The sequence below is a fragment of the Streptococcus symci genome, from assembly GCF_006385165.1.
GTDB lineage: Bacteria > Bacillota > Bacilli > Lactobacillales > Streptococcaceae > Streptococcus > Streptococcus symci.
Window position 1 is genome coordinate 112399 of the sequence record NZ_VFJA01000003.1, and the last position, 21972, is coordinate 134370.

The 21972-nt window shown below is 39.2% G+C and carries 23 protein-coding genes; all 23 read right to left on the bottom strand.

The features are described 5' to 3' along the window. Nucleotide 1 precedes the first annotated feature (1 nt). Nucleotides 2-931, bottom strand: a complete 930-nt coding sequence (locus FJN11_RS07185; protein ID WP_140224228.1) for a tagatose-6-phosphate kinase — start codon at nt 929-931, stop codon at nt 2-4. Nucleotides 932-941: 10 nt separating this feature from the next. Next, nucleotides 942-1457 (bottom strand): galactose-6-phosphate isomerase subunit LacB, encoded by a 516-nt coding sequence (gene lacB, locus FJN11_RS07190; RefSeq protein ID WP_140224229.1) that lies wholly within the window; start codon nt 1455-1457, stop codon nt 942-944. A 30-nt stretch (nt 1458-1487) separates the two neighbouring features. Beyond that, nucleotides 1488-1913, bottom strand: a complete 426-nt coding sequence (gene lacA, locus FJN11_RS07195; RefSeq protein ID WP_049551849.1) for a galactose-6-phosphate isomerase subunit LacA — start codon at nt 1911-1913, stop codon at nt 1488-1490. 287 nt (nt 1914-2200) lie between these two features. After that, a complete protein-coding gene (locus tag FJN11_RS07200) occupies nt 2201-3097 on the bottom strand; it encodes an aldose 1-epimerase family protein (protein WP_140224230.1) in 897 nt (298 codons plus the stop codon). 98 nt (nt 3098-3195) lie between these two features. Beyond that, on the bottom strand, nt 3196-4671 hold the full coding sequence (locus FJN11_RS07205; protein WP_125458360.1) for a PTS galactitol transporter subunit IIC: 1476 nt from the start codon (nt 4669-4671) through the stop codon (nt 3196-3198). A gap of 47 nt (nt 4672-4718) precedes the next feature. After that, entirely contained in the window at nt 4719-5024 is a 306-nt protein-coding gene (locus FJN11_RS07210) for a PTS sugar transporter subunit IIB (RefSeq protein WP_000590547.1), read from the bottom strand. Between the two features lie 38 nt (nt 5025-5062). Beyond that, on the bottom strand, nt 5063-5539 hold the full coding sequence (locus FJN11_RS07215; protein WP_004260657.1) for a PTS sugar transporter subunit IIA: 477 nt from the start codon (nt 5537-5539) through the stop codon (nt 5063-5065). Nucleotides 5540-5747: 208 nt separating this feature from the next. Next, nucleotides 5748-6359: a hypothetical protein gene (locus FJN11_RS07220; protein ID WP_033686909.1), complete on the bottom strand. Its 612-nt coding sequence runs from the start codon at nt 6357-6359 to the stop codon at nt 5748-5750. A gap of 184 nt (nt 6360-6543) precedes the next feature. After that, complete coding sequence (locus FJN11_RS07225; RefSeq protein WP_140224231.1) at nt 6544-7239, bottom strand: hypothetical protein; 696 nt, start codon at nt 7237-7239, stop codon at nt 6544-6546. A gap of 246 nt (nt 7240-7485) precedes the next feature. Next, the gene (gene lepA / locus FJN11_RS07230) at nt 7486-9309 is read right to left on the bottom strand and encodes a translation elongation factor 4 (protein WP_140224232.1); all 1824 of its coding nucleotides are present in this window, start codon (nt 9307-9309) and stop codon (nt 7486-7488) included. Between the two features lie 78 nt (nt 9310-9387). Next, entirely contained in the window at nt 9388-10116 is a 729-nt protein-coding gene (locus FJN11_RS07235; RefSeq protein WP_140224233.1) for a metallophosphoesterase family protein, read from the bottom strand. Nucleotide 10117: 1 nt separating this feature from the next. Next, entirely contained in the window at nt 10118-11785 is a 1668-nt protein-coding gene (recN, locus tag FJN11_RS07240; RefSeq protein ID WP_140224234.1) for a DNA repair protein RecN, read from the bottom strand. Nucleotides 11786-11791: 6 nt separating this feature from the next. After that, nucleotides 11792-12223 carry an arginine repressor gene (locus FJN11_RS07245; RefSeq protein WP_020900686.1) on the bottom strand — a complete coding sequence of 144 codons (432 nt, stop codon included), beginning with the start codon at nt 12221-12223 and terminating at the stop codon, nt 11792-11794. Further along, nucleotides 12216-13031, bottom strand: a complete 816-nt coding sequence (locus tag FJN11_RS07250) for a TlyA family RNA methyltransferase (RefSeq protein WP_140224235.1) — start codon at nt 13029-13031, stop codon at nt 12216-12218. Before FJN11_RS07250 ends, FJN11_RS07245 begins: the two co-directional genes overlap by 8 nt. Beyond that, complete coding sequence (locus FJN11_RS07255) at nt 13024-13899, bottom strand: polyprenyl synthetase family protein (protein ID WP_140224236.1); 876 nt, start codon at nt 13897-13899, stop codon at nt 13024-13026. The genes FJN11_RS07250 and FJN11_RS07255 overlap by 8 nt, the downstream gene beginning before the upstream one ends. Next, nucleotides 13896-14108, bottom strand: a complete 213-nt coding sequence (locus FJN11_RS07260) for an exodeoxyribonuclease VII small subunit (protein ID WP_000043226.1) — start codon at nt 14106-14108, stop codon at nt 13896-13898. Before FJN11_RS07260 ends, FJN11_RS07255 begins: the two co-directional genes overlap by 4 nt. Then, nucleotides 14086-15426, bottom strand: coding sequence for an exodeoxyribonuclease VII large subunit (gene xseA, locus FJN11_RS07265; protein WP_140224237.1), 1341 nt, complete (start codon nt 15424-15426; stop codon nt 14086-14088). Before xseA ends, FJN11_RS07260 begins: the two co-directional genes overlap by 23 nt. Before the next feature lie 127 nt (nt 15427-15553). After that, a complete protein-coding gene (gene udk / locus FJN11_RS07270) occupies nt 15554-16192 on the bottom strand; it encodes a uridine kinase (protein ID WP_125431907.1) in 639 nt (212 codons plus the stop codon). 112 nt (nt 16193-16304) lie between these two features. Further along, the gene (gene truB / locus FJN11_RS07275) at nt 16305-17183 is read right to left on the bottom strand and encodes a tRNA pseudouridine(55) synthase TruB (protein ID WP_140224238.1); all 879 of its coding nucleotides are present in this window, start codon (nt 17181-17183) and stop codon (nt 16305-16307) included. A gap of 74 nt (nt 17184-17257) precedes the next feature. Beyond that, nucleotides 17258-18058: a hypothetical protein gene (locus FJN11_RS07280; protein ID WP_246039361.1), complete on the bottom strand. Its 801-nt coding sequence runs from the start codon at nt 18056-18058 to the stop codon at nt 17258-17260. Further along, a complete protein-coding gene (locus FJN11_RS07285; RefSeq protein WP_140224239.1) occupies nt 18042-19274 on the bottom strand; it encodes a glutamyl-tRNA amidotransferase in 1233 nt (410 codons plus the stop codon). The genes FJN11_RS07280 and FJN11_RS07285 overlap by 17 nt, the downstream gene beginning before the upstream one ends. Before the next feature lie 25 nt (nt 19275-19299). After that, the gene (locus FJN11_RS07290; RefSeq protein ID WP_140224240.1) at nt 19300-20574 is read right to left on the bottom strand and encodes a DUF2130 domain-containing protein; all 1275 of its coding nucleotides are present in this window, start codon (nt 20572-20574) and stop codon (nt 19300-19302) included. A gap of 95 nt (nt 20575-20669) precedes the next feature. Next, nucleotides 20670-21950 (bottom strand): O-acetylhomoserine aminocarboxypropyltransferase/cysteine synthase family protein, encoded by a 1281-nt coding sequence (locus FJN11_RS07295; RefSeq protein WP_140224241.1) that lies wholly within the window; start codon nt 21948-21950, stop codon nt 20670-20672. Nucleotides 21951-21972 lie beyond the last annotated feature (22 nt).

The following is a 21972-nucleotide window of genomic DNA, read 5'->3' on the forward strand; positions in this document are numbered from 1 at the left end:
TTTATACCTCTTTTACTATTAATTGATCATATAGAGCTTGATAGTTGGCCATGTTGACATGACCAGTCATTTTTTCTTGAGCATTGAGCATACCAAGGACATTTGCCTTGATGAGTAATTCTGCATCCGATTCTTTATGAAGAAGTCCTGAAGAAATTCCTGCTACAGTAGAATCTCCAGATCCGACAGGATTTACCACCTGAATTCTAGGAATATCTACCTTATAGAAAGTATCTCCATGTTTGGCAAAAGCACCGTTGGCACCAAGTGAAACGATAATCCATTCAATACCTGCAAACAAAGGTTCTTGAAGAACTTCTTTTAATTCATCCAAATCCTCAGAAACTTCTCTTCCTAGAAGTTGAGACAATTCCTCATTATTTGGTTTGATGACTGTTGGTTTATGTGGTGATCCAAGAACAGCCTGAAGAGCAGCACCAGAGCAGTCCAAGACTACAGGTTTACCAGCTTGATTAGCAAGTTCTACCAAGCTCGCATAGTAATCAACTGGAAGACCAGCTGGGAGACTACCTGAAATAGCGACTACTTCAACTGAATCCAGGAGATTTTTGAAATGTACCAAAAAGTCTTGACCTTCCTGCTCCAATACAACAGGACCTTTTTCAAGAACTTCTGTTTGATTGTCTCCGTGAAGAATAGCGATACAGTTTCGAGTTTCTCCCTGAATTGAGAAGAAATCTTTCTTTACTTGATCATCGATATTTTCAACCAAAAACTCACCAAGTTTGCCACCCACTAAACCAGTAGCAAGAACAGAATCCCCAAATTCTGAAAGTACTCGGGTAACATTGAGTCCCTTACCACCAGCCGTTTTGGTTACATCCACCACACGATTGACAGTATCAATCTTCAACTCATCCAAGGGATAGGAAATATCAATGGACGGATTCATTGTGACTGTTAAAATCATAGGTCACCTCTTAGTCGTGGTATTCACCGCGATCCCATTTTTCAAGGAATTCTGTAAAGAAGTTTGCATCTGCTTGATGAGCATTGTGAGTTTCAACGTGTTCAATTTTCGCAATCAATTTTTTGTTTTCTTCAGATGGTTTGTATTCAGCATGGATGAAAGCTTCAATGATATCACACATGAGCAATTCACCAGTAATCTTACCACCAAAACCGATAACGTTAGCGTTCAATTGCTCTTTAGCATAAAGTGCTGTTGTCATATCACGAACCAAGGCAGAGCGTACACCTGGAACTTTGTTAACAGCGTTATTGATACCAACACCAGTACCACAGATACATACCCCAAGATCAGCTTGACCGCTAGTTACGGCTTCACCAACTTTTTTACCAAAGATTGGGTAGTGAGTACGTGTATGGTCATATGTACCAAAGTCAATGACTTCATATCCTTTTGATTTCAAAAATTCTGAAACCGCCATTTTTTCATCTGTTACGATGTGGTCACATCCAATTGCAATTCTCATTTTTAACTTACCTTTCTTACTGTAATCTAATTAGCACATTTTGTTCAACATGTCGACACGAATTTGGTGACGTCCACCATCGTATTTACCGTTAACAAATCCTTTAGCGATATTTTTAGCCAATTCATCACCAACAAGTTGTGCACCCATAGTGATCATACGTGAGTTGTTGTGACCACGAGTCATATAAGCTGAACGTTCGTCAGATACCTCTGCAGCAACCATTCCTTTGATCTTAGTTGCAACCATAAATGGACCAGCCCCATAAGCATCAATCACGATACCAAGGTTTTGTTCTTCTTTGTTTACTTCTGCAGCAACAGCAAGAGTCACATCAACAAAGTCTTGACCATCAGCTGTAACATCCACAACGTGGAAGTTCTCTTTTTCCAAGAAGTCTTTCACAACTTCTTTCAATCTCAAACCTGCAGCATCTGCACCGATAACAATAGACATATTGTATACTCCTTTTTATTTTTCTAGGCTAGTAAAACCTTTTATAGTTAGCAGTTTACCTACAAAAAGTTTTCTAGCAGTTTATTGACAAATTGGATTGAATGAGATGAATGACACCTTATTCAAGTTTAGGAAACCAGTTTCCTAGAAATAATCTTTCTCCACGAAAGAAAATATAACAAGCGATTGTTTGTTTGTGACAAACATCATTTGTTGTTTACAAACATAATATACTCCTATTTCTTAAAAAAGTCAACAATTAATGTTTGTTTTTGTGTTTTTTTTAATTAAAAAATTTCGATATCAAAACCAATTTGATCCACTTGACCAGGTTCTAGGAGGCGAACATTCTTCTTATCTTCTAGATGATCTCCTTCTTCAAGGGATGTTGACAAGCCAGACCATGGTTCAAAAGCAATGAAAGGTCCCTTATTCAAAGTTGACCATATAATGAGGTTTGGAAACTCTGCAAAGTGCACTTTCAATCCCTTATCATGTTTACGAGAACGAAGGGAAATTGTTCTAGATTGCAATTCATCTAAGGTAACTGCATCTGTACTGAAAAGATCATAATTAAGATCTTTTTCTTTTTGACCCTCTAGCCATGGACTTCTATCTTGAAAATCCAGCATACCTGTTTCTGGGAAAGGACGAGGAACAGAGCAAGTCTCTTCTTTCTCAAACTCTAAATAGTAATCTTCATAGATCTCATCATCTAGTAGAGGACAATTAAATCCTGGATGTCCACCAATAAAGTAAGGCATGACCTTGCTAGTTTCTTTATTGAAAATTTTGTATTGAGTCCGTACTGTCTTTCCTGTAAGGATATAAGTGATTTCTAGGCGGAAATGATAAGGATAGTTTTGATAGCTATTCTCATCGTCTTCAATTGCAAAAGTTACACTATTATCTGTCTGTTCAACTAATTCAAATTCTTCCTTGCGAACCAAACCATGACGAGGAATCTTTCCTTGACTTTCTTCTCCCTTTTCATCTATATAGAGGGTTGTATCCTCTCTCAAAGAACCACAAATGGGGAAGAGAACAGGAGCTTGTCCACTCCAATAAGTGGGATCCCCTTGCCACAAATACTCCAGTCCCTCAGCATCTTTTATAGAAGAAAGAGCTCCACCAAAACTGTTAAATTGAACTCTTAATTGTTCTGATTTTAATTCAATTACCATTATTTTCTCCGATTTCTTGATAGTTTATAAAAAACTAGGCTGTCACTCCTAATGGTATGACAACCTAGTTTCAACAATTTACATTTTATAGGAGCGCATTATTTTGCTTTTGCTGCGTACTCTTCGTTACGTTTGATCATTTGTTTTCTGTACCATGCAAAGATACCGATATAGAATACAAGGAAGGCTACAGCACCAAGGATTGCTTTGATATCACCAGTTGTAGTGTTACCAATTGTCCAACCAAGAAGTTTTTCGATTGGTCCTTCAAGAGTTGAGTGAGTGATCAATTGAGTTTGGCTCACACCTTCTGGGAAGGCACCTACACCTTTAGCAAGTTCTGTTGCAAATGGCGCGATAAGTGTACCTGAAAGAAGGAAGAGTGGCAACAAGAGTGTTCCGAAGATAATCATACGGAGCAATTTACCACGTGTTACAACCAAGAGAGCTGGAGTAACACCCATAGCGATGATACCTGCAAGTGGCAAGATACCATTTCCGACGTTTGAAAGAAGCACAGCTTCAATCAACATAATTGGTGCAAGTACGTTTGCACAAGCCCAGATTTCAGCACGACCAGCGATGAATGGCCAGTCTAGACCGATGTTAAACTTACGTCCTTCCAAACGTTTAGTAGCAACGTTTGTAATACCTTGTGAAAGTGGTTCTACGGCAGCAATGAACCATGAACCGATAAGTGAGAAGAGTTCCAAAGCTACACCGGCTGTCAAACCAAGAGACAACCAACCTTTAATAACAAGTTCCCATGAAGATGCATCTTCTACTCCAGCAACTGGATGTGGAGTTCCCATCAAACCAATAACGATACCAAGAATGAAACCGATGAAGAATTTAGATCCCCAGAAACCGATTTTCTTGTTCAATTTTGCAGCGTCAAAGTCATATTTATCAAGACCTGGCAAAACTTTATCAAAAATCTTATCCAAGACCATGATAACTGGGTTCATCATGTAGTTCATGTGAGTTGAAGTCATTGGTGATGAACTTGGTGCGTTAAGAAGGTCGTCGAATGTTGGTTTCATCAAATCAGAGTTGATGATCTTCAAAATACCTACAAGTACAACTGCTGCTGTCGCGATGAAGAGTGAAACCCCTTGGCTTACACCATTGTTGTCTGCATACCATTTGATCAAAAGACCAGTGATTGACAAGTGCCAGATATCGAAGATATCGACATCAAGTGTGTCTGTTTTTTTCATTGCAAGCATCACAACGTTGACAATCAACATTACAAGCAAGAAGTAAAGTGTCCAAGCAGATCCCCAAGTGATGGTAGCAAGTGGTGCCCAACCAACGTCGGTGATGTTCAATTGAATACCAGTGTTTTCAACGAATTTTGCAAGTGATGCTGAGAAAGCACCATTTAACATACCGATGATGGCACCGATACCTGTAAGAGCGATGGCAAGTTTGATACCACCTTCAAGCGCTTTGGAGAATTTCACTCCAAAAAGTAGGGCCAACACTGTCAAAATGATCAGCATGATGATAGGGCCACCCATAGCCAAGATAGGTTTAAAGATATCGTTGGCCAGATTGATAATGACATCCATAATAGTTCCTCCCTTTTTATAGTTATATGAATGTTAACAAATTAAAATTAGCTTAATCCGTGTTCTTTGATAGCTGCTTCAATATTGTCAAATACTGGAGCACTCATTGCTGGGATACGGAATAAGATTGGTCCAGCTTCGATAACTGGAATACCTGGGTCAAAACCAAGATCTGTCGCAGCAATTGGTGTGAAGATGTCATAACCTTTGATAAGGTCTTCATTAACGTCTTTGACCATTACCGCGTCACAGTGAACATCGAAACCGCGGTTTGAAAGTTCTTCTTCAAGAGCACTTTTAATTTGGTGGCTTGAGTTAACACCTGCACCGCAGGCAGCAAGAATTTTAATCATATGGATTTCCTCCGATTTAATATTTTTAATAGACAAGATTAAGCAATTGCTTCAGCAATATAAGCATAGATGGCTTCTGGTTCAGAAATTTTTGATAGGTCTTCAAGATGACCATTTCCAGTAAAGAAGTCCATCAACTGAGCAAGAATGTTGGTTTGGCTTGAACTTGAGTTATTAATGATAAAGAAGAGTAAGGATACTTCCACTTCCTTATCTGGCGCAATCATATTGTGGAAAGTCACTGGTTTTTCTAATCGAACTACCACAACTTTTTCGGCAAGATTATGAACAATATCTGTGTGAGGAATAGCCACATTCGGCAAATCCTTACCCAAAAATTCCATATCTAAGCCAGTTGGAAATGACTTTTCACGCGTGATCAGGGCTTCACGATAGGTCGGAGTCACGATTTCTCGTTCTTCCAATAAAGTTGCGACCTGATCAAAGAGATGTTCTTGATTATCCGCTTCTAAGCAAAACACAAGGTTTTTGTCAAAGAAATGATCTAATCCCATAAGGTTTTCCCTTCTTTCCATTAACTTTATGCTATAAGTATAACACTATATGAAATCGTTGTCAATATTTTTTGTTGTTTTTTGTCCTTTTTTTGATTATTTTGTTTATTTTTTATCTTTATAAGCAAAACAAACATTTAAAACAAACATTTAAAACGGTTTTTAATGACTTAAACAAAAAAACAGGATACCAATCCTGCTTTAATAATTATTTTTGAATTGTCCAACTCTCTTCAATCATGGGAAGTAGATTTTTTAATGTTTCTGGAGTCCCTTCTAAAGCAACATATCTGAACTTACCATCACTAGATTTAAAAATCCATGTAATGATGTATTTTCCAGACTTAGAAATTGCGTTAACTACATAGGCTTCATAACCTCCAATAGTTGACTTAGAACCCCATACTTTAGTGAATTCTGGATTACTTTCTTTTGAAGTAAAAATACTATCAGAAATACGAACTGTTTCAAGTTTTTGAAATTCATTATCAGAAATACCAAATTGTTCTGCTTTAAAAGTATTCAAGGTGACAATATTGACATCCGTACCGTCTGAATATTGAATATCATTGCCTCCCTGTACTTCATTGAACTTAATCCAAGACTTTGGTACTTTAACGAACCCATACTCATCAGAACCAATAACCTGTGTTTCTTCAGTCTTCTTATCAGAACTTGTAGTCGTCGGGGTAGACCCTTCCTGGCTACTTGAAGAACTAGTAATCACATTCGTGCTAGATTCTGTTTGACTCTTATTTGAACATGCCACTAACGTGACACTTGTAAGCAAAATAGATGCTAAAAGTAAAATTTTTTTCATAATAACCTCCATATGTTACTCTACCATAAATGGAGTTAATTTACAATTTTTAATAAAAACAAATAAAGTATAAGAATTTTTTCCAATTTTAGTTCAAACATTGGATTTGATAATATAGAATATACTCTTGATTATGAAAACTGACTAAGTCGTATCGAGTATCTATTTATCCAATTATTGAATTCTATAATAACATTGAATCACTTTCCGAATATCCTTTTTCAACAAATATTTTAATATTCATTGTATTTGCTTGATTCAATCGTATATTCTTACTAAAAGTTAATAAATATAGATATATCGTCGTAAAAAACATAACAATTAAATTACCATATACATAAATATAAATAAGTAAAGAACTGGCAATAACCACATTTATAATTAGGAGAAGCCAATTTTTTAATTTAAAATTACTAAACTTTTCAACTACATGGTAATGACGAGAATTTTCTAATATAAAAATTTTATTAATCATCAGTTTTTGCTTATAAGAATAGCCCAAGCGAAATAATACTGATAATATAACAGGTAATGCAGAAAAGATAAAATACGTAAAGCTATGAGATAAAACAAGATTAAATTTATTAAAGCCAATAAATTCTATTAAAAGAATGAAAAAAATCACTATCATTATCGGTAGCATGAAAAATCTACTTAATTTTATATTTTTTGTTATATCTTCTCGCTTATCCTCAGATTGCTTTTTTATCTTATAAAATAAATCAAAATCAATCTTATAAATTTTATAAAAATAACCAAAACAAGTCGTAGATTCACAATCCAGTAACCCGTAACCATTATTTATTTCAATTAATAAATATCGAGTAAAACCATATAACTTTTCAGTTTTAATTTGTTTTTCTTCTAATACTTTCATCATAAGTTAAAGGAATCGCCCCTTCTTTACTAACAATTATAGATCCAAGCGGTAAAATAGAATCATTATTCTAATTCATTTTCTGCCCCAGTTCTTTATCAATTTTATTTAAAATTTTCCTAGTCATAATAACTTTTAGTATTCCATATAACCTCCGTATTTTACTCTACCATAAATGGAGTTAAGTTACAATTTTTAACTAAAAATATAAAACTCTTGAATGTATTTCAAGAGTTTTATATAGAATCATTATTCTTCATCCATACTCAAGACGCTAAGGAAGGCTTCTTGCGGAACTTCTACTGATCCGATGGCTTTCATACGTTTTTTACCAGCTTTTTGTTTTTCAAGCAGTTTACGCTTACGAGAAACGTCACCACCATAACATTTAGCAAGTACGTTCTTACGAAGGGCCTTGATATCAGTACGAGCCACAATTTTATGTCCAATTGCTGCTTGAATTGGTACCTCGAATTGTTGACGAGGGATAATTTTCTTAAGTTTATCAACGATGAGTTTTCCTCGTTCGTAGGCAAAATCCTTGTGAACGATAAAGCTGAGGGCATCCACCTTGTCTCCATTGAGAAGAATATCCATTTTGACCAGCTTAGACGGACGATACTCTGACAATTCGTAGTCAAAGCTTGCATAACCACGCGTCGAAGACTTAAGCTTATCAAAGAAGTCAAAGACGATTTCAGCCAGTGGAATTTGATAGATAACATTAACACGGTTATCATCGATATAATCCATAGTCACAAAGTCCCCACGCTTACGTTGAGCTAGCTCCATCACTGCTCCGACGAACTCCTGTGGTACCATGATCTGCGCCTTAATATAAGGCTCTTCAATAGTCGCAATCTTAGTTGGGTCTGGAAACTCAGATGGGTTAGACACATCCATAGACTCACCGTCGGTCAAATTAACTTTGTAAATAACAGACGGAGCTGTCATAATGAGGTCGATGTTGAACTCACGTTCCAAACGCTCTTGGATAACATCCATATGGAGAAGTCCAAGGAAACCACAACGGAAACCAAATCCAAGTGCCTGAGATGTTTCTGGTTCAAACTGAAGACTAGCATCATTCAGTTGTAATTTTTCAAGCGCTTCACGTAGGTCATTGTACTTGTTTGACTCGATAGGATATAGACCCGCAAAGACCATAGGATTCATCTGCTTGTAGCCATGTAATGGCTCTGCAGCAGGATTGGTTGCCAAAGTAACAGTATCACCCACACGAGTGTCTTGAACCGTCTTGATAGAAGCTGCAATATAACCAACGTCACCAGTCGCAAGGAAATCACGACCAACTGCTTTGGGAGTAAAAATACCGACTTCGGTCACATCAAAAGTCTTGCCATTACTCATGAGCTGAATCTTATCGCCAGGTTTAACCACCCCATCCATGACACGCACTTGAAGAATAACCCCACGGTAGGCATCGTAAACAGAGTCGAAAATTAAGGCCTTAAGTGGCGCCGTTACATCACCCGTTGGTGCTGGTACTTTTTCTACGATTTGCTCGAGGATTTCCTCGATACCGATACCAGCCTTGGCAGAAGCCAAAACTGCTTCACTGGCATCCAAACCAATGACATCTTCAATCTCTGTACGCACGCGCTCAGGATCTGCTGCTGGCAGGTCAATTTTATTAATGACTGGCATGATTTCCAAATCATTGTCCAAGGCTAGATAAACGTTGGCAAGGGTTTGAGCCTCAATTCCTTGGGCAGCATCAACCACCAAAATCGCTCCCTCACAGGCAGCTAGCGAACGCGAAACTTCATAGGTAAAGTCAACGTGCCCCGGCGTGTCAATCAAGTGGAAGATATAGGTTTCCCCATCTTTTGCAGTGTAATTCAACTCGATGGCATTCAACTTAATGGTAATCCCACGTTCCCGCTCTAAGTCCATGCTATCCAAAAGCTGGGCCTGCATTTCTCGACTTGAAACCGTCTCTGTTTTTTCTAAAATGCGGTCTGCTAGAGTTGATTTCCCGTGGTCAATATGGGCGATAATAGAGAAGTTACGGATCTTCTCCTGTCGTTTTTTCAATTCTTCTAAGTTCATGATTCTCTTCCTTTCAGGGTATCTATTTATTATAAATTGTTTTTGACATTTTGACAAGACCATACCCTGCCAGGAGTACTAATCTTCAGCAACAAAGCCGTCATTTTCGATAAAGTGGTGTTCTGTCATTCCTTGGTCTGTAAAGACAATCCCATGAAGGACACCACCATAAACAGCTCCTCCGTCCATCCCAATCTTGCCATCTTCTGTAGTCCAAAGATCAGCTGTACCACGCTCTTGCTTTAACAAACCATATACCGGTGTATGGCCAAAGACAATGATTTTTCCAGTATGATTTTCTGCTTCGTGGAATGGTTTTCTAAGCCAGACTTTTTTATAATCTGTGGTTTCATGCCAGTCGTCTAAGGTCAAATCAATACCAGCATGTACAAAGATATACTTATCTGTCTCTACCACAAACGGCATTTGACGAATAAATTCGACCAAGTCTGCTGCTTCAGTGGCAACACGCTTGGCATCTTCTACTCCATCAACTAGTGCATCCAAGGGACGACCTAGGATAGAGTTAATAGTTGTATCTCCACCATTTCGACGATAATGATCATAGCTTTCTTCTGGGTCATCAAGCCAAGTCAGAAACATATACTCATGGTTTCCTGATAAACAGATCGCCCCTTGATTGTCCACTAAGTCCTTGACCATTTCAAGAACACGGCGACTATCCTCACCACGGTCAATCAAGTCCCCTAGAAAGAGCAACTGGGTCTGGCCGTCCCATGTTTTGAGAAGGTCTTCCAGCATCCCAGCTTTTCCATGAACATCTCCAATTACATAATAGTCTGTCATCTTATTTCTCCCTGTTTCTCAACAATTCTCTGGCTTGCGTCAGGGCTGCTTCCGTCACATCATCACCTGCCAACATCTTAGCAACTTCTTCCACTCGCTCTTCAACCGTCAAGAGACGAACAGTCGAAACCGTTGAATGCTCATTGCTAATCTTCTCAATAAAGAATTGATAATCCGCAATCGCAATCACTTGTGGTAAATGGGAAATAGCAAGAACCTGACCATGCTGACCAATCTTGTGAATCTTCTGCGCGATAGCCTGAGCTACACGACCTGAAACTCCTGTATCCACTTCATCAAAGACAATACTTGTCTTACCTTCTTTACGTGAAAAGGCGGACTTAATGGCTAGCATGAGACGAGATAATTCTCCACCAGACGCAACCTTAACCAAGGGTTTAAAGTCTTCGCCAGGGTTGGTTGAAATGTAAAACTCAACCGTTTCATTGCCCTCACGGCTGAATTTGCCCTTGCTAAAACGAACTTGAAACTGGGCTTTTTCCATATAAAGATCTTGCAGTTCTTGTTTAATCTCAGCTTCGAGCTGCTGGGCCAAGTCATGACGTGCAGATGCAAGCTGACCTGCCAAATCAACAAGATTGACTTCCAATTTCTTGAGCTCTGCTTCCATGTCCTCAGAAGAAAGATTATTGCCTGTCAAGAGATTGTATTCTTCCGTAATCTTGGCAAAATAAAGCAAGACATCGTCTACAGTCCCACCATACTTACGGGTAATGGTATGAAGGAGGTCCAAACGATTCTCAACCTGCATGAGGCGATTGCCATCAAAATCAAGGTCCTCAATAATAGCTTCCAAACGTTTGCTAATGTCTTCTAAGACATAGTAGGTCTCAGACAGTGAGCTTGAAATTTCACGGTATTCAGGGTCGTACTCTTCGACACTTTCCATATCATTCATGGCTGAACGAACATTGGCCAGACTTGAAAAATCTTCATTGTCCAACATACTATAGGCATTGGTCAACGTATCCGCAATATTTTTATGGTTGAGCAGTTTATCACGCTCTTGATTGAGAGCCAGATCTTCTCCAGCTTTCAAGTTTGCTGCCTCAATCTCTGCCATTTGAAATTCCAACATTTCGATACGTGCCTTGTGTTCCTGTTGGTTTTTCTTGACTTCCAGAACCTGCTTACGCATTTTTCGATAGGCATCAAAACTCGTTTGATAGGTTTCTTTCAAGGCCCAAAAGCCTGTATCACCAAATTCATCCAACATCTGGATATGAAGTTGAGGACGCATTAACTCTTCTTGGTCATGCTGACCATGAATATCTACCAGATGTTGCCCAATAGCACGCAAAACAGACAGATTGACCATCTGGCCATTCACACGACTGATACTCCGACCATTTTGCAAGATTTCTCGACGAATGATAATCTCATCACCCATTTCCAAACCTTGCTCATCAAAAATGTCCTGTAAAAGGCGACTATTCTCAACTGAGAAAAGCCCCTCAATCTCTGCCTTTGGCGCACCATAACGAATAACATCTGTCGTCGCACGAGCTCCCAACATCATATTCATGGCATCAATGATAATCGACTTCCCTGCACCCGTTTCACCAGTCAGGACAGTCATTCCCTTTTCAAAATTGAGGGAAATGGCCTCAATAATGGCAAAGTTTTTTATCGAAATTTCAAGTAACATATAGACCTACCAATTTTTTACTTGTTCAAAGATTTCCTCAGCTAGACTTTCACTTCTGGCAATGACTAATATCGAACTATCATCAGCTAAGCAGCTGAAAATCTTGTCGGCAAATGTCTCGATTAACTGAGCTTTTACAAAAGCTGTATTTCCTGGGATAACCTGGAGATTGATCATCTTGTCCATCAATTCAGCTGACTCAATATTGTCTTCAGCCAGTTGCAAACTTTTTACGATTGATTTTGGCAATTCATAAACATAGGTGTTGTCTCTCAAAGGAATTTTGACAATACCTAGCTCTTTGATATCTCGGGATACCGTTGCCTGAGTGGCAGTGATGCCCGCCTCTTTCAAATGTTCAACGATTTCTTCTTGCGTACCGATTTGATAATCTGTCACAAATCGTCTAATTTTTTCAAGTCTCTCTTTTTTATTCATTTTTAAATTGACTATGCGCCCTCTCTACTACTTCTTCAATTTCAGCAAGAACCTGATTGCTTGCTGACTCTTCTTTTTTCAAATACGCTAAAAACTCAATATTTCCATGACCGCCTTGGATGGGAGAAAAGTCCAATCCAAGGACTGAAAAGCCTTCCTCTACTGCCATAGCTGTGACAGATTCAAGGACATGTTGATGGACCTTGGCATCACGAATGATTCCATTTTTTCCAATCTGCTCACGTCCTGCTTCAAACTGGGGCTTAACCAAAGCCACAACCTGACCTTGATTAGCCAAGACACAGTGCAAGGCTGGTAAAATCAGACTGAGGGAAATGAAACTCACATCAATACTGGCAAAGCTCGGTTCCTTTTCAAAATCAGTCTTTTCAGCATAGCGGAAATTGAACTGCTCCATGCTGACTACTCTTGGGTCTTGGCGTAATTTCCAAGCCAACTGATTGGTACCGACATCGACTGCAAAGACCAATTCAGCACCATTTTGCAACATGACATCGGTAAAACCTCCAGTAGAAGCACCGATATCAATCGTAGTCGCGCCATCCACCGACAAATCAAAGACCTGCAAGGCCTTCTCCAGTTTCAAACCACCACGGCTAACATACTTGAGTTTCTCCCCCTTGAGTTTTAGCTCGGTGTCATCTGGAATTTTCTCTCCTGGTTTGTCAAAACGCTCTCCGTTAAGGACTGCTACGACTAGGCCAGCCATTACACCACGTTTGGCCTGCTCTCTCGTTTCAAACAAGCCCTGTTTATAAGCTAGTACATCCACTCTTTCCTTAGGCATTGATTCTCAAACTTTCTACTACTTTTACAATCGATTCTGTTTCAAAGGGAACCTGCTGGGTAATTTCTTCTAATTTTGCATTAGCCTGATCCAAAGTCTGGTTACAAAAGGCAATAGCCTCTTCCAAGCCCAACAAGGCTGGATAGGTTGATTTTTCAGCCTGTAGGTCCTTTTGAGGAGTCTTGCCGATTTCCTCAAAACTAGCGGTCACATCCAGTACATCGTCTCGAACTTGAAAAGCAAGTCCGATTAATTCCCCAACAGTTTTCAGCTTCACCTGTATTTCAGGTGCCAATTCGGCTATAATAGCAGCTGCTTGGAAGGGATAAGCTAGTAATTTTCCAGTCTTATTAGCATGAATAGTCTGGAGTTCTTCCAAAGACAAATGCTGGTGTTCACCCTCCATGTCCAAAACCTGCCCTGCCACCATGCCCAGACTTCCTGAAGCTAGGGATAAGTTAGCAATCAAGTCCACCTTGATCTGACTTGGCAAATCTGCCTGCGCTATCAAGGCATAAGGATCTAGGAATAAAGCATCTCCAGCCAAAATGGCCATAGCTTCACCGAATTTCTTGTGATTGGTCAAGCGTCCCCGACGGTAATCATCATCATCCATAGCTGGAAGATCATCGTGAATCAAACTACCTGTATGAATCATTTCTAATGCTGCAGCCACCTGCGCATGAGCAGGTTTGATGGTAACTTGTAAGGCTTCCAGAACTTCTAACAAGAGAAAGGGTCGAATACGCTTGCCACCAGCATGAATGGAATAGAGAACAGACTCTCGCAAACTAGAGGCAAACTGCTGGTCTCCATAAAAATCTTCCAAGGCCGACTCGACAAGAGCTAATTTTTCTTGCTTCTTCATTCAAAATCACTTTCTGTTCCGTCTTCTTGCATGACCTTGACCAAGGTCTTTTCAGCCTTATCCAAGGTGGCTTGGAGCTCTTTTGACAAGACCATGCCCTTTTGAAAGGCAGCAATCGCATCTTCCAGAGCAATTTCACCATTTTCCAAGCTTTGGACAATGGTCTCCAATTCTGCTAGATTTTCCTCAAATTTCTTTTGTTTTGACATCTTTAACCTCTAATTCTACTTGACCATCTCGCATCAACAGCGTCACTTGGTCTTTTTTCTTCAAACTCTCAACCGAATCTATTACAGACTCTTCTTTTTTGACGATTGCATAACCACGCGCCACGATTCGACTGGTATCCAACATCAGCAAGGCTTCTGAAAGTCGCTTGACCTCAGCAACCTTGGCGTCATAAACCAGCGCCATTTGGCTACGGAGGAGCTTGTCCAATTGAGCTAGTCTGTCCTGATAGCGTTGAATTTTGGTAACAGGCGATAATTGGACTAGTTGATGTGTCCTTGCTTGGACTACTTGTTTGTTATCGGAAATCTGTGTTCGCAAACTTTGTTTTAAGCGCAATTGCAGTTGATCTAAGCGTTGCAAATAACCATCATACAAGCGCTCTGGCTGTCTAAAGATAACAGACTGACTGCATTTTTTCAAAGCTTCTTGTTTCTTAGATAGGACATTTCGGACTGCCGTTGCCATCCGTTTTTCCTGATTTTGCAAATGAGCTAATAAATCCAACTTGGTCACAGGTGTTGCTAGTTCAGCTGCCGCTGTCGGCGTCGCAGCTCGTCTATCTGCCACAAAATCTGCCAAGGTCACATCTGTCTCATGTCCCACACTAGAAATGATTGGCAAACGAGATTCAAAAATAGCTCGTACCACAATTTCTTCGTTAAAGGCCCAGAGATCCTCTATGGAACCACCACCACGACCAATAATCAGCAAGTCCAAATCGTCCCGTTGATTAGCACGCGCAATATTACGAGCAATTTCCTCCGCAGAACCTTCACCTTGAACCTTGGTCGGATAGAGAAGAATGTCGACACCTGGAAATCGCCTGCTGACGGTCGTGATAATATCTCGAATAACGGCTCCACTGCGACTGGTCACTACACCAATTCTCTTAGAAAATTGGGGCAGAGGTTGCTTGAAGCGTTCTTGAAACAGGCCTTCTTCTGTCAATTTTTTCTTGAGTTGCTCAAACTGAATCGCAAGCGCACCAACTCCATCAGGCTCTGCCTTTTCAATGATGATGGAGTAGCTACCACTTGGTTCATAGACCTGCACACGCCCAATCACATTGATCTTCATTCCTTCTTCCAGGTCAAAACCTAATTTCTGATAAATCCCAGACCAAATAGTCGCTTGAATAACTGCATGGTCATCTTTTAGGGAAAAATATTGGTGTGTAGGTCGTTTACGAAAGTTGGAAACTTGACCAGTTAAATAGACCCGTTCCAAATAAGGGTCTTTATCGAATTTCATTTTTAGATACTTGGTCAAAGTTGTTACCGATAAATACTTTTCCATCTCCACCTACTATTCATTTTCTTGCTCTTTCATGGGTATTATTATACCAAAAATATGCCTAAAAATCTCCATTTATGTACCATTATGAGGGAAAAATAGAAAAAGGAGGCAAGGCCTCCACATCTGATTATTTGCTATTTCGAGCTTCATCCAAAATCTTTTCAATTTTGGTTGTCAACAGGTCAATAGCCACGGTATTGCTGACCCCTTCAGGAATGACGATATCAGCATAACGCTTGGTTGGTTCGATAAACTGATGATACATAGGTTTAACCACACCTAAGTACTGGTCAATGACGCTATCAAGGCTACGGCCACGCTCTTCCATATCACGCTTGATCCGACGAATAATGCGCACATCATCATCTGTATCCACAAAAATCTTAATATCCATCAAATCGCGCAGGCGCTTATCCTCCAAGACCAAAATCCCCTCAACGATAAAGACATCTTGAGGTTCTTGACGATAGGTCTTGCTACTTCGTGTATGCTCTGTATAGTCGTAAGTCGGAATATCCACCGGACGCCCTGCCAACAATTCCTTAATCTGCTCGATCATCAAGTCTGTATCAAAGGCAAAAGGATGGTCGTAGTTGGTTTTGACACGCTCTTCAAAGGTCAAATGAGACTGATCCTTGTAGTATGAATCATGCTCAATCATGGAAATCTTTTCATCAGGAAAATGCGATAAAATGGCTCTTGAAACACTGGTCTTACCACCACCAGAACCACCTGTCACTCCGATAATGATTGGTCTATTTTGCATGCTATCCTCCGTTTTTTTATCCGTCGTCTATTCTATCACATTTTTTGCAAAATTTATAGTCTGGTTTGGATAATCTAGGGGAAACAATTCCAATTTCTACACTTCAATTATACTAACGAAAAACCTTCCTTGGCTTGTAGAGATTGTCCCGTTTTTCTAGAATGGCTAGCAATTTATCATCTTCAAAGGCAGCTAATTCTTGTTCTGTTTGTTCGAGTTCTATAAAACGACCAAAGCGCACTTCTGTAGCCTCTTCTGGACTTAGGAAAACTTTGACAAGGTCCCCTGTCCCAATCTCTAGAGGATAGAGAAAGTCCAATTGGCCAGCCTCCACTTTCCCAGCAATTTCTTCCAAGGTAAGTGCGTCTTCTAATTGTAAGCCAGCAGCACTAGTACGAGTTAACTGAGACATATGGGCAGCATAACCAAGCTTCTCTCCCAAATCAACTGACAAGGTACGGATGTAAGTCCCCTTGCTACATTTCACACGAAAAGTAAAACGTGCTAAATTCCCCTCATAAGCAATCGGACTTGTCCGCTCAAATTGATAAATGGTCACCTGACGCTCTGGACGCTCCACTTCCTGACCAGCACGCGCATACTCATAGAGCTTGCGACCATTGACCTTGACTGCCGAATACATAGGCGGAATCTGAATAATAGGTCCTGTCAGACTGGCGATTGCTTCATCAACAAGCTTTTCATCCAAGGGCGATAAAACAGGTGTCTCTGCGACCACTTCCCCACTGGCATCCTCAGTCGTCGTGGAATAGCCCAGAGTGATTTCCCCCTCATAGACCTTGCCCTCGTCCTGCATAAACTCGACCATGCGTGTCGCCTTGCCAACCGCAATCGGCAAAACACCCACCACATCCGGATCCAGGGTTCCACCATGACCAATCTTCTTAGTTCCCAAAATCTTACGCAGTTTAAAAACCGCATCATGCGAGGTCATCCCCGCTTCTTTTTTTAAGTTGATAATACCGTTCATTTGTTACTTTCTAATTCCCTTTTCACTTTACATCAACATATTCTATCTTAGACAGATTTTAAAACTATATCAGCTCATTTTTCTAAATACTTCCTAGCTTCCTGAACATAAAAGAGTTCTGGTTTTTCATGAGCGATACTTTCAAACAAACTACGGGCACGAGCTTCATCTCCTTTTAATTGGGCATTGAGAGCGCCATAATAAGAAAACATGATTCGAGCTAGCTTATTTTCTGGTTCAGTAATGTCGAAGTAGTCGTTCGCTTCTTTATTGAACACAATATCTTTTATGGCTTGAGCTTTAGCAACGAGTTTAGCCTTACCATCTTTCGAATCTGGCGCCTTGGACAATTGTTCCTCAAAGAAAGCAATATTTTGCTCATCTTGAATATGGATAGAAGATAGAAAATTATAATATAATTTCTTCAATTCAAATATTTTTCTATTTTTTTTAGAAATATTAGAAAGATTGATATTTGAATATTGACTAAGTGATAATAAAAAATCTCCTCTGAGGTAAGATAATTCTCCTGTGATTAATTCAAAACTTACTTCATTAAATTTCTTATTAAACTTATTGGAATGACTAACATTGTATTCAAAGAAAAATTGATATTTCTTAAAATCAATCAAAACCACCTTCCAATATAGAAGAACTTTCCATGTCAATAAATTTAAAAAGATGCCAATAACTATAAATAATACCGACAAAAATAACAGATAACGTACTGCAATAATATTCTGTTTAAACAATAAAAACAAACCCAAAATTGCTATATAAACTGCAACAACTAATAAATATGTAGATAATCGAATACAAATATTATAAAGAAATTTTACATCTTTATTTGCTAATAATTTAATTAAGCTTTTCAATTTTATAAAAATCCTCCAAATAAAATTGTTTACTAGATTCTCTCTGTAAAAAATTTTCAAAATCACCTTCATCTTCAACTATTGTATACATTCCGTTGTTCACTATAAAATATTCATTATTGATCATGTAGTGTCCATCGGAGAGTCCTGAAAAATCAATGTCATCTAACTTCAATTTGTCACGTTCACTAAGTGTTAAACATAAACGAAGGGCTCCCTCTTTCATATAGTCTTTAAGAGAAATTGCTGCATATCCTCCAAATGCTTGTTTTTCTGGACTAGATGAGTTTTGATTTTGAGCTGCTTTTTCTTTAATAAAAGAAGTGATTCTAAACGAACGTGATATTTGAAAACCTGGGCTAGCTAATGGTTGATCTTCAGCATCAAATACAGATAAATCATAACCTTTCTTTTTTATAGCATCTTCTACTACTGACTTAAAATCTTTTAGAACTATTTGAGCTTCATCACTTGAAACAGCATTTTCTATAAATTCCTTTAGGCCGTAGTCTTGATCAATGAAAGTAACATATTTCAATTTTTGACGCGTGTACTTAGCACCCACTTTTAATGTAACTCCCTTATCGAAAACATCAAAGACACCTACATCGGAAATATTACTATCATAGTATGAAGACTTAAGTGTTAATTCGTAGTTCAACCCCCTAGAATGATAAAACTCTTGTAATTGTTGTACTTTGGCATTATTTCTCAAGTAAGTTTGAATTTCACTGCCTAGAAATGGAGAAAGAGTTCCCGCTAATACTATAATGACTACAAATCTACTCACTTTTTGATTGTACTCAACCTTTTGATAAATCCAATCTAAATACGGAAATAAAAATAATGAAAAAATGAAACTCCAAAGGTCAATATCTTTTATAAAGTCAAAGGAAACGATCATTTTAAACCTTAGCACAAACATCAGAAAAATTGCTAAAAAAATATTGCCAATCAATAGGAATGCAATCAGACATTTCGTTCGATTTTTTGCCTTTATCACATAAGTTATACCTACAATAAGATTGGCTAAAAAGCTAATTCCGTAGCCTAAGACTGTTGGAACAAGGCCAAAAACACCAAATAATAAACTATATCTTGAGTCTGAGTCACCTACCCCTTCAATATTTAAAAGACCATATAGGAGATTAAGAAGAAACACAACTAGTGGTAAATATGCAATATAGACATCCGATAATTTCAAAGTTTTTTTCATAAGAACTCCTGTTTCTAAGGTAATTTTACTCCCCCTTCAATGCTTCAAACTTCGCTTTCATGGTTGGATTTTTTCGAGTCAATTTTTTGACTGAAACATCTTCCAATTTATTGTTTGCGAGGCGAAGTTGGTTTTCAGATGTTGTCAGGAACTTCTTAACCTCTTCCATGCGTTTGATAGCCTTATCAATTTCATCGATTGCTTTACCAAAGTTGGTCGAAGCTGAATTATAGTTCTTAGCAAAGGCCTGTTTAAAGGCGTCCAAATCTTCCTCAAAATGTGTAATATCGATATTTTGCTCACGCACCAAAGCCAACTCCTGCTTATATTTAAGAGAATTAAGCGCAGCATTTCTCAAAAGCCCAATCAACTGGATAAAGAACTGAGGGCGAACCACATACATCTTTTCATACTCGTGACTAACGTCAACAATCCCTGTGTTAAAGTAGTCATTATCGGCTTCAAGCATCGTCACCAAAACCGCATATTCACAGTTCTTTTCACGACGGTCCTTGTCTAATTCCTTGTAAAAATCTGCATTCTTGTGCTTCTTCTCTGTTCCGTCAGCTTCATTTTTCATCTCAAACATGATGGAAATGATTTCGACCCCATTTTCATCACATTCACGGAAGATAAAGTCCCCCTTAGACCCACGCGCAGAAACCTTGTTATCCTTTTCAAAGTAAGCATTTGGAAAGGCAAAACTACGGACCTTGTTAAACTCACTCTCTGCATAGTGTTCCAGACTTTCCCCGATAGCTTTTGTAGACTGCTGTGCCTTGAAATTCTTATAAAATTCGACTTGTTCACTGGCTGCTTTGAGCTGTGCTTCATAGTTTTGCTTAACAGAAGCAAGAGAAAGCTCGTTTTCTTTTTCTTGCAAGAGAAGCTGATTTTTAACCTGGTCTCGTTCTTTTTCTAGGTCGGAGAGGCTCTTCTGTAGTTGATTTTCATGCTCTAAACGTAAGGTCGCCAATTGGTTTTCCAAGGACTGTACTTCCTTATCCTTAGCCAATAAGGCCTGATTGCTTGTCTGTTCAACCTCTTTCTTGGCCAATTCTTTTTCTGTATCAAAGTTTTGGATTTGACTCTGCAATTGAGCAATTTCTTGGTCTTTTTGAGCTAGTTTAGACTGTTGTTCATTCATGGCCTTTTGCTCTGCCAAGGCCAGTTCCTGCTTCATCCGATCGTGCAATTCCTTATCAAACTCTGCCGTTCTCACTTGAGACAAAAGTTCAACATACTGACTTTCATTTACTGTAAAGACTTCCCCACAGTTGGGGCATTTGATTTCGTTCATATCGTTCCTCTTTCTAGACTTCTGTAACCATTATATCATGCCTGAAGGAAAATCAAAAACAGCGAGTCGAAACCCACCGTTTATCTTTTTTTACTTTAAATTTTTTCCAAGGCCAAGCGCAAATCTTCGATCAAATCATCAACATTTTCAAGACCGATTGACAAGCGGATTTGGTTTGGTGTAACACCTGCTGCTTCTAGGTCCTTTTCTGACAATTGACCATGAGTGGTTGTTGCTGGATGGACAACAAGCGATTTGGCATCTGCCACATTTGCTAGGTCAGAAAAGATTTCTAAATGATCAATTACCTTGCGTGCTTCTGCCTCCCCACCTTTGACATGGAAGGTAAAGATTGAGCCCACACCTTTTGGCAAATATTTCTCAGCCAAGGCATGGTAAGGACTATCAGCAAGTTTTGGATAGTTGACTTTTTCTACCTTAGGATGGTTGACAAGGAAATCAACAATTTTCTCAGCATTTTGCACATGGCGTTCCACGCGAAGAGAAAGTGTTTCAAGTCCTTGGAGTAACAAGAAGGCATTAAATGGCGACAAGGCTGCACCTGTATCACGAAGCAATTGAACACGGACAGCGATAATAAAGGCTGCTGCACCCACATCACGAGTATAGCTCAAATTGTGGTAGCTTGGGTCTTCCTCAACAAATTGAGGGAATTTTCCTGAAGCTGCCCAATCAAAACGCCCGCTATCGACAATCACTCCTCCAATTGTCGTACCATGTCCACCGATAAACTTAGTCGCAGAGTGAATGGCAATATCTACACCGTGAGAAAAAACGTTAATCAAATAAGGTGTAGCAAAGGTATTATCGGAAACAAGTGGAATCTGATGTTTATGAGCAATCTCAGCCAATTTTTCCAAGTCAGGAATGTTAATCAAGGGATTGCCCAAGGTTTCAATCAATACAAGCATGGTATTGTCTTTGATCGCTGCTTCCACTTCCTCTAAATTATCCACATCCACAAAGGTTGTTGTGATACCATAACGAGGAAGGGTTTCTTTCAAGAGGTTGAAAGTCCCGCCGTAAATAGTTGATGCCGCTACTACATGATCACCAGCATGGGCAAGCGCCAAAATCGTATAAGTCACTGCGGCCATACCTGATGCGGTTGCAAGAGCTCCGACACCACCTTCAAGAGCAGCGATTCTTTCTTCAAAGGCAGCTGTTGTAGGGTTGGTGATACGAGTATAGATATTACCTGGCTTTCTCAAGGCAAACAAATCGGCACCTTCCTGCGTGTCATCAAAAACAAAGGATGTTGTCTGATAAATTGGCACTGCACGAGACTTGGTAGCTGGATCCACAACTTGACCAGCATGTAGTTGCAAAGTTTCAAATTTAAAATCACGAGTCATAAAACGACCTCCAAATAGTTTG

What these genes read in the sequence shown, in the direction of transcription:
- FJN11_RS07185 (WP_140224228.1), bottom strand. Translation starts at nt 931, where the DNA reads ATGATTTTAACAGTCACAATGAATCCGTCCATTGATATTTCCTATCCC.
- lacB (WP_140224229.1), bottom strand. Translation starts at nt 1,457, where the DNA reads ATGAGAATTGCAATTGGATGTGACCACATCGTAACAGATGAAAAAATG.
- lacA (WP_049551849.1), bottom strand. Translation starts at nt 1,913, where the DNA reads ATGTCTATTGTTATCGGTGCAGATGCTGCAGGTTTGAGATTGAAAGAA.
- FJN11_RS07200 (WP_140224230.1), bottom strand. Translation starts at nt 3,097, where the DNA reads ATGGTAATTGAATTAAAATCAGAACAATTAAGAGTTCAATTTAACAGT.
- FJN11_RS07205 (WP_125458360.1), bottom strand. Translation starts at nt 4,671, where the DNA reads ATGGATGTCATTATCAATCTGGCCAACGATATCTTTAAACCTATCTTG.
- FJN11_RS07210 (WP_000590547.1), bottom strand. Translation starts at nt 5,024, where the DNA reads ATGATTAAAATTCTTGCTGCCTGCGGTGCAGGTGTTAACTCAAGCCAC.
- FJN11_RS07215 (WP_004260657.1), bottom strand. Translation starts at nt 5,539, where the DNA reads ATGGGATTAGATCATTTCTTTGACAAAAACCTTGTGTTTTGCTTAGAA.
- FJN11_RS07220 (WP_033686909.1), bottom strand. Translation starts at nt 6,359, where the DNA reads ATGAAAAAAATTTTACTTTTAGCATCTATTTTGCTTACAAGTGTCACG.
- FJN11_RS07225 (WP_140224231.1), bottom strand. Translation starts at nt 7,239, where the DNA reads ATGATGAAAGTATTAGAAGAAAAACAAATTAAAACTGAAAAGTTATAT.
- lepA (WP_140224232.1), bottom strand. Translation starts at nt 9,309, where the DNA reads ATGAACTTAGAAGAATTGAAAAAACGACAGGAGAAGATCCGTAACTTC.
- FJN11_RS07235 (WP_140224233.1), bottom strand. Translation starts at nt 10,116, where the DNA reads ATGACAGACTATTATGTAATTGGAGATGTTCATGGAAAAGCTGGGATG.
- recN (WP_140224234.1), bottom strand. Translation starts at nt 11,785, where the DNA reads ATGTTACTTGAAATTTCGATAAAAAACTTTGCCATTATTGAGGCCATT.
- FJN11_RS07245 (WP_020900686.1), bottom strand. Translation starts at nt 12,223, where the DNA reads ATGAATAAAAAAGAGAGACTTGAAAAAATTAGACGATTTGTGACAGAT.
- FJN11_RS07250 (WP_140224235.1), bottom strand. Translation starts at nt 13,031, where the DNA reads ATGCCTAAGGAAAGAGTGGATGTACTAGCTTATAAACAGGGCTTGTTT.
- FJN11_RS07255 (WP_140224236.1), bottom strand. Translation starts at nt 13,899, where the DNA reads ATGAAGAAGCAAGAAAAATTAGCTCTTGTCGAGTCGGCCTTGGAAGAT.
- FJN11_RS07260 (WP_000043226.1), bottom strand. Translation starts at nt 14,108, where the DNA reads ATGTCAAAACAAAAGAAATTTGAGGAAAATCTAGCAGAATTGGAGACC.
- xseA (WP_140224237.1), bottom strand. Translation starts at nt 15,426, where the DNA reads ATGGAAAAGTATTTATCGGTAACAACTTTGACCAAGTATCTAAAAATG.
- udk (WP_125431907.1), bottom strand. Translation starts at nt 16,192, where the DNA reads ATGCAAAATAGACCAATCATTATCGGAGTGACAGGTGGTTCTGGTGGT.
- truB (WP_140224238.1), bottom strand. Translation starts at nt 17,183, where the DNA reads ATGAACGGTATTATCAACTTAAAAAAAGAAGCGGGGATGACCTCGCAT.
- FJN11_RS07285 (WP_140224239.1), bottom strand. Translation starts at nt 19,274, where the DNA reads ATGAAAAAAACTTTGAAATTATCGGATGTCTATATTGCATATTTACCA.
- FJN11_RS07290 (WP_140224240.1), bottom strand. Translation starts at nt 20,574, where the DNA reads ATGAACGAAATCAAATGCCCCAACTGTGGGGAAGTCTTTACAGTAAAT.
- FJN11_RS07295 (WP_140224241.1), bottom strand. Translation starts at nt 21,950, where the DNA reads ATGACTCGTGATTTTAAATTTGAAACTTTGCAACTACATGCTGGTCAA.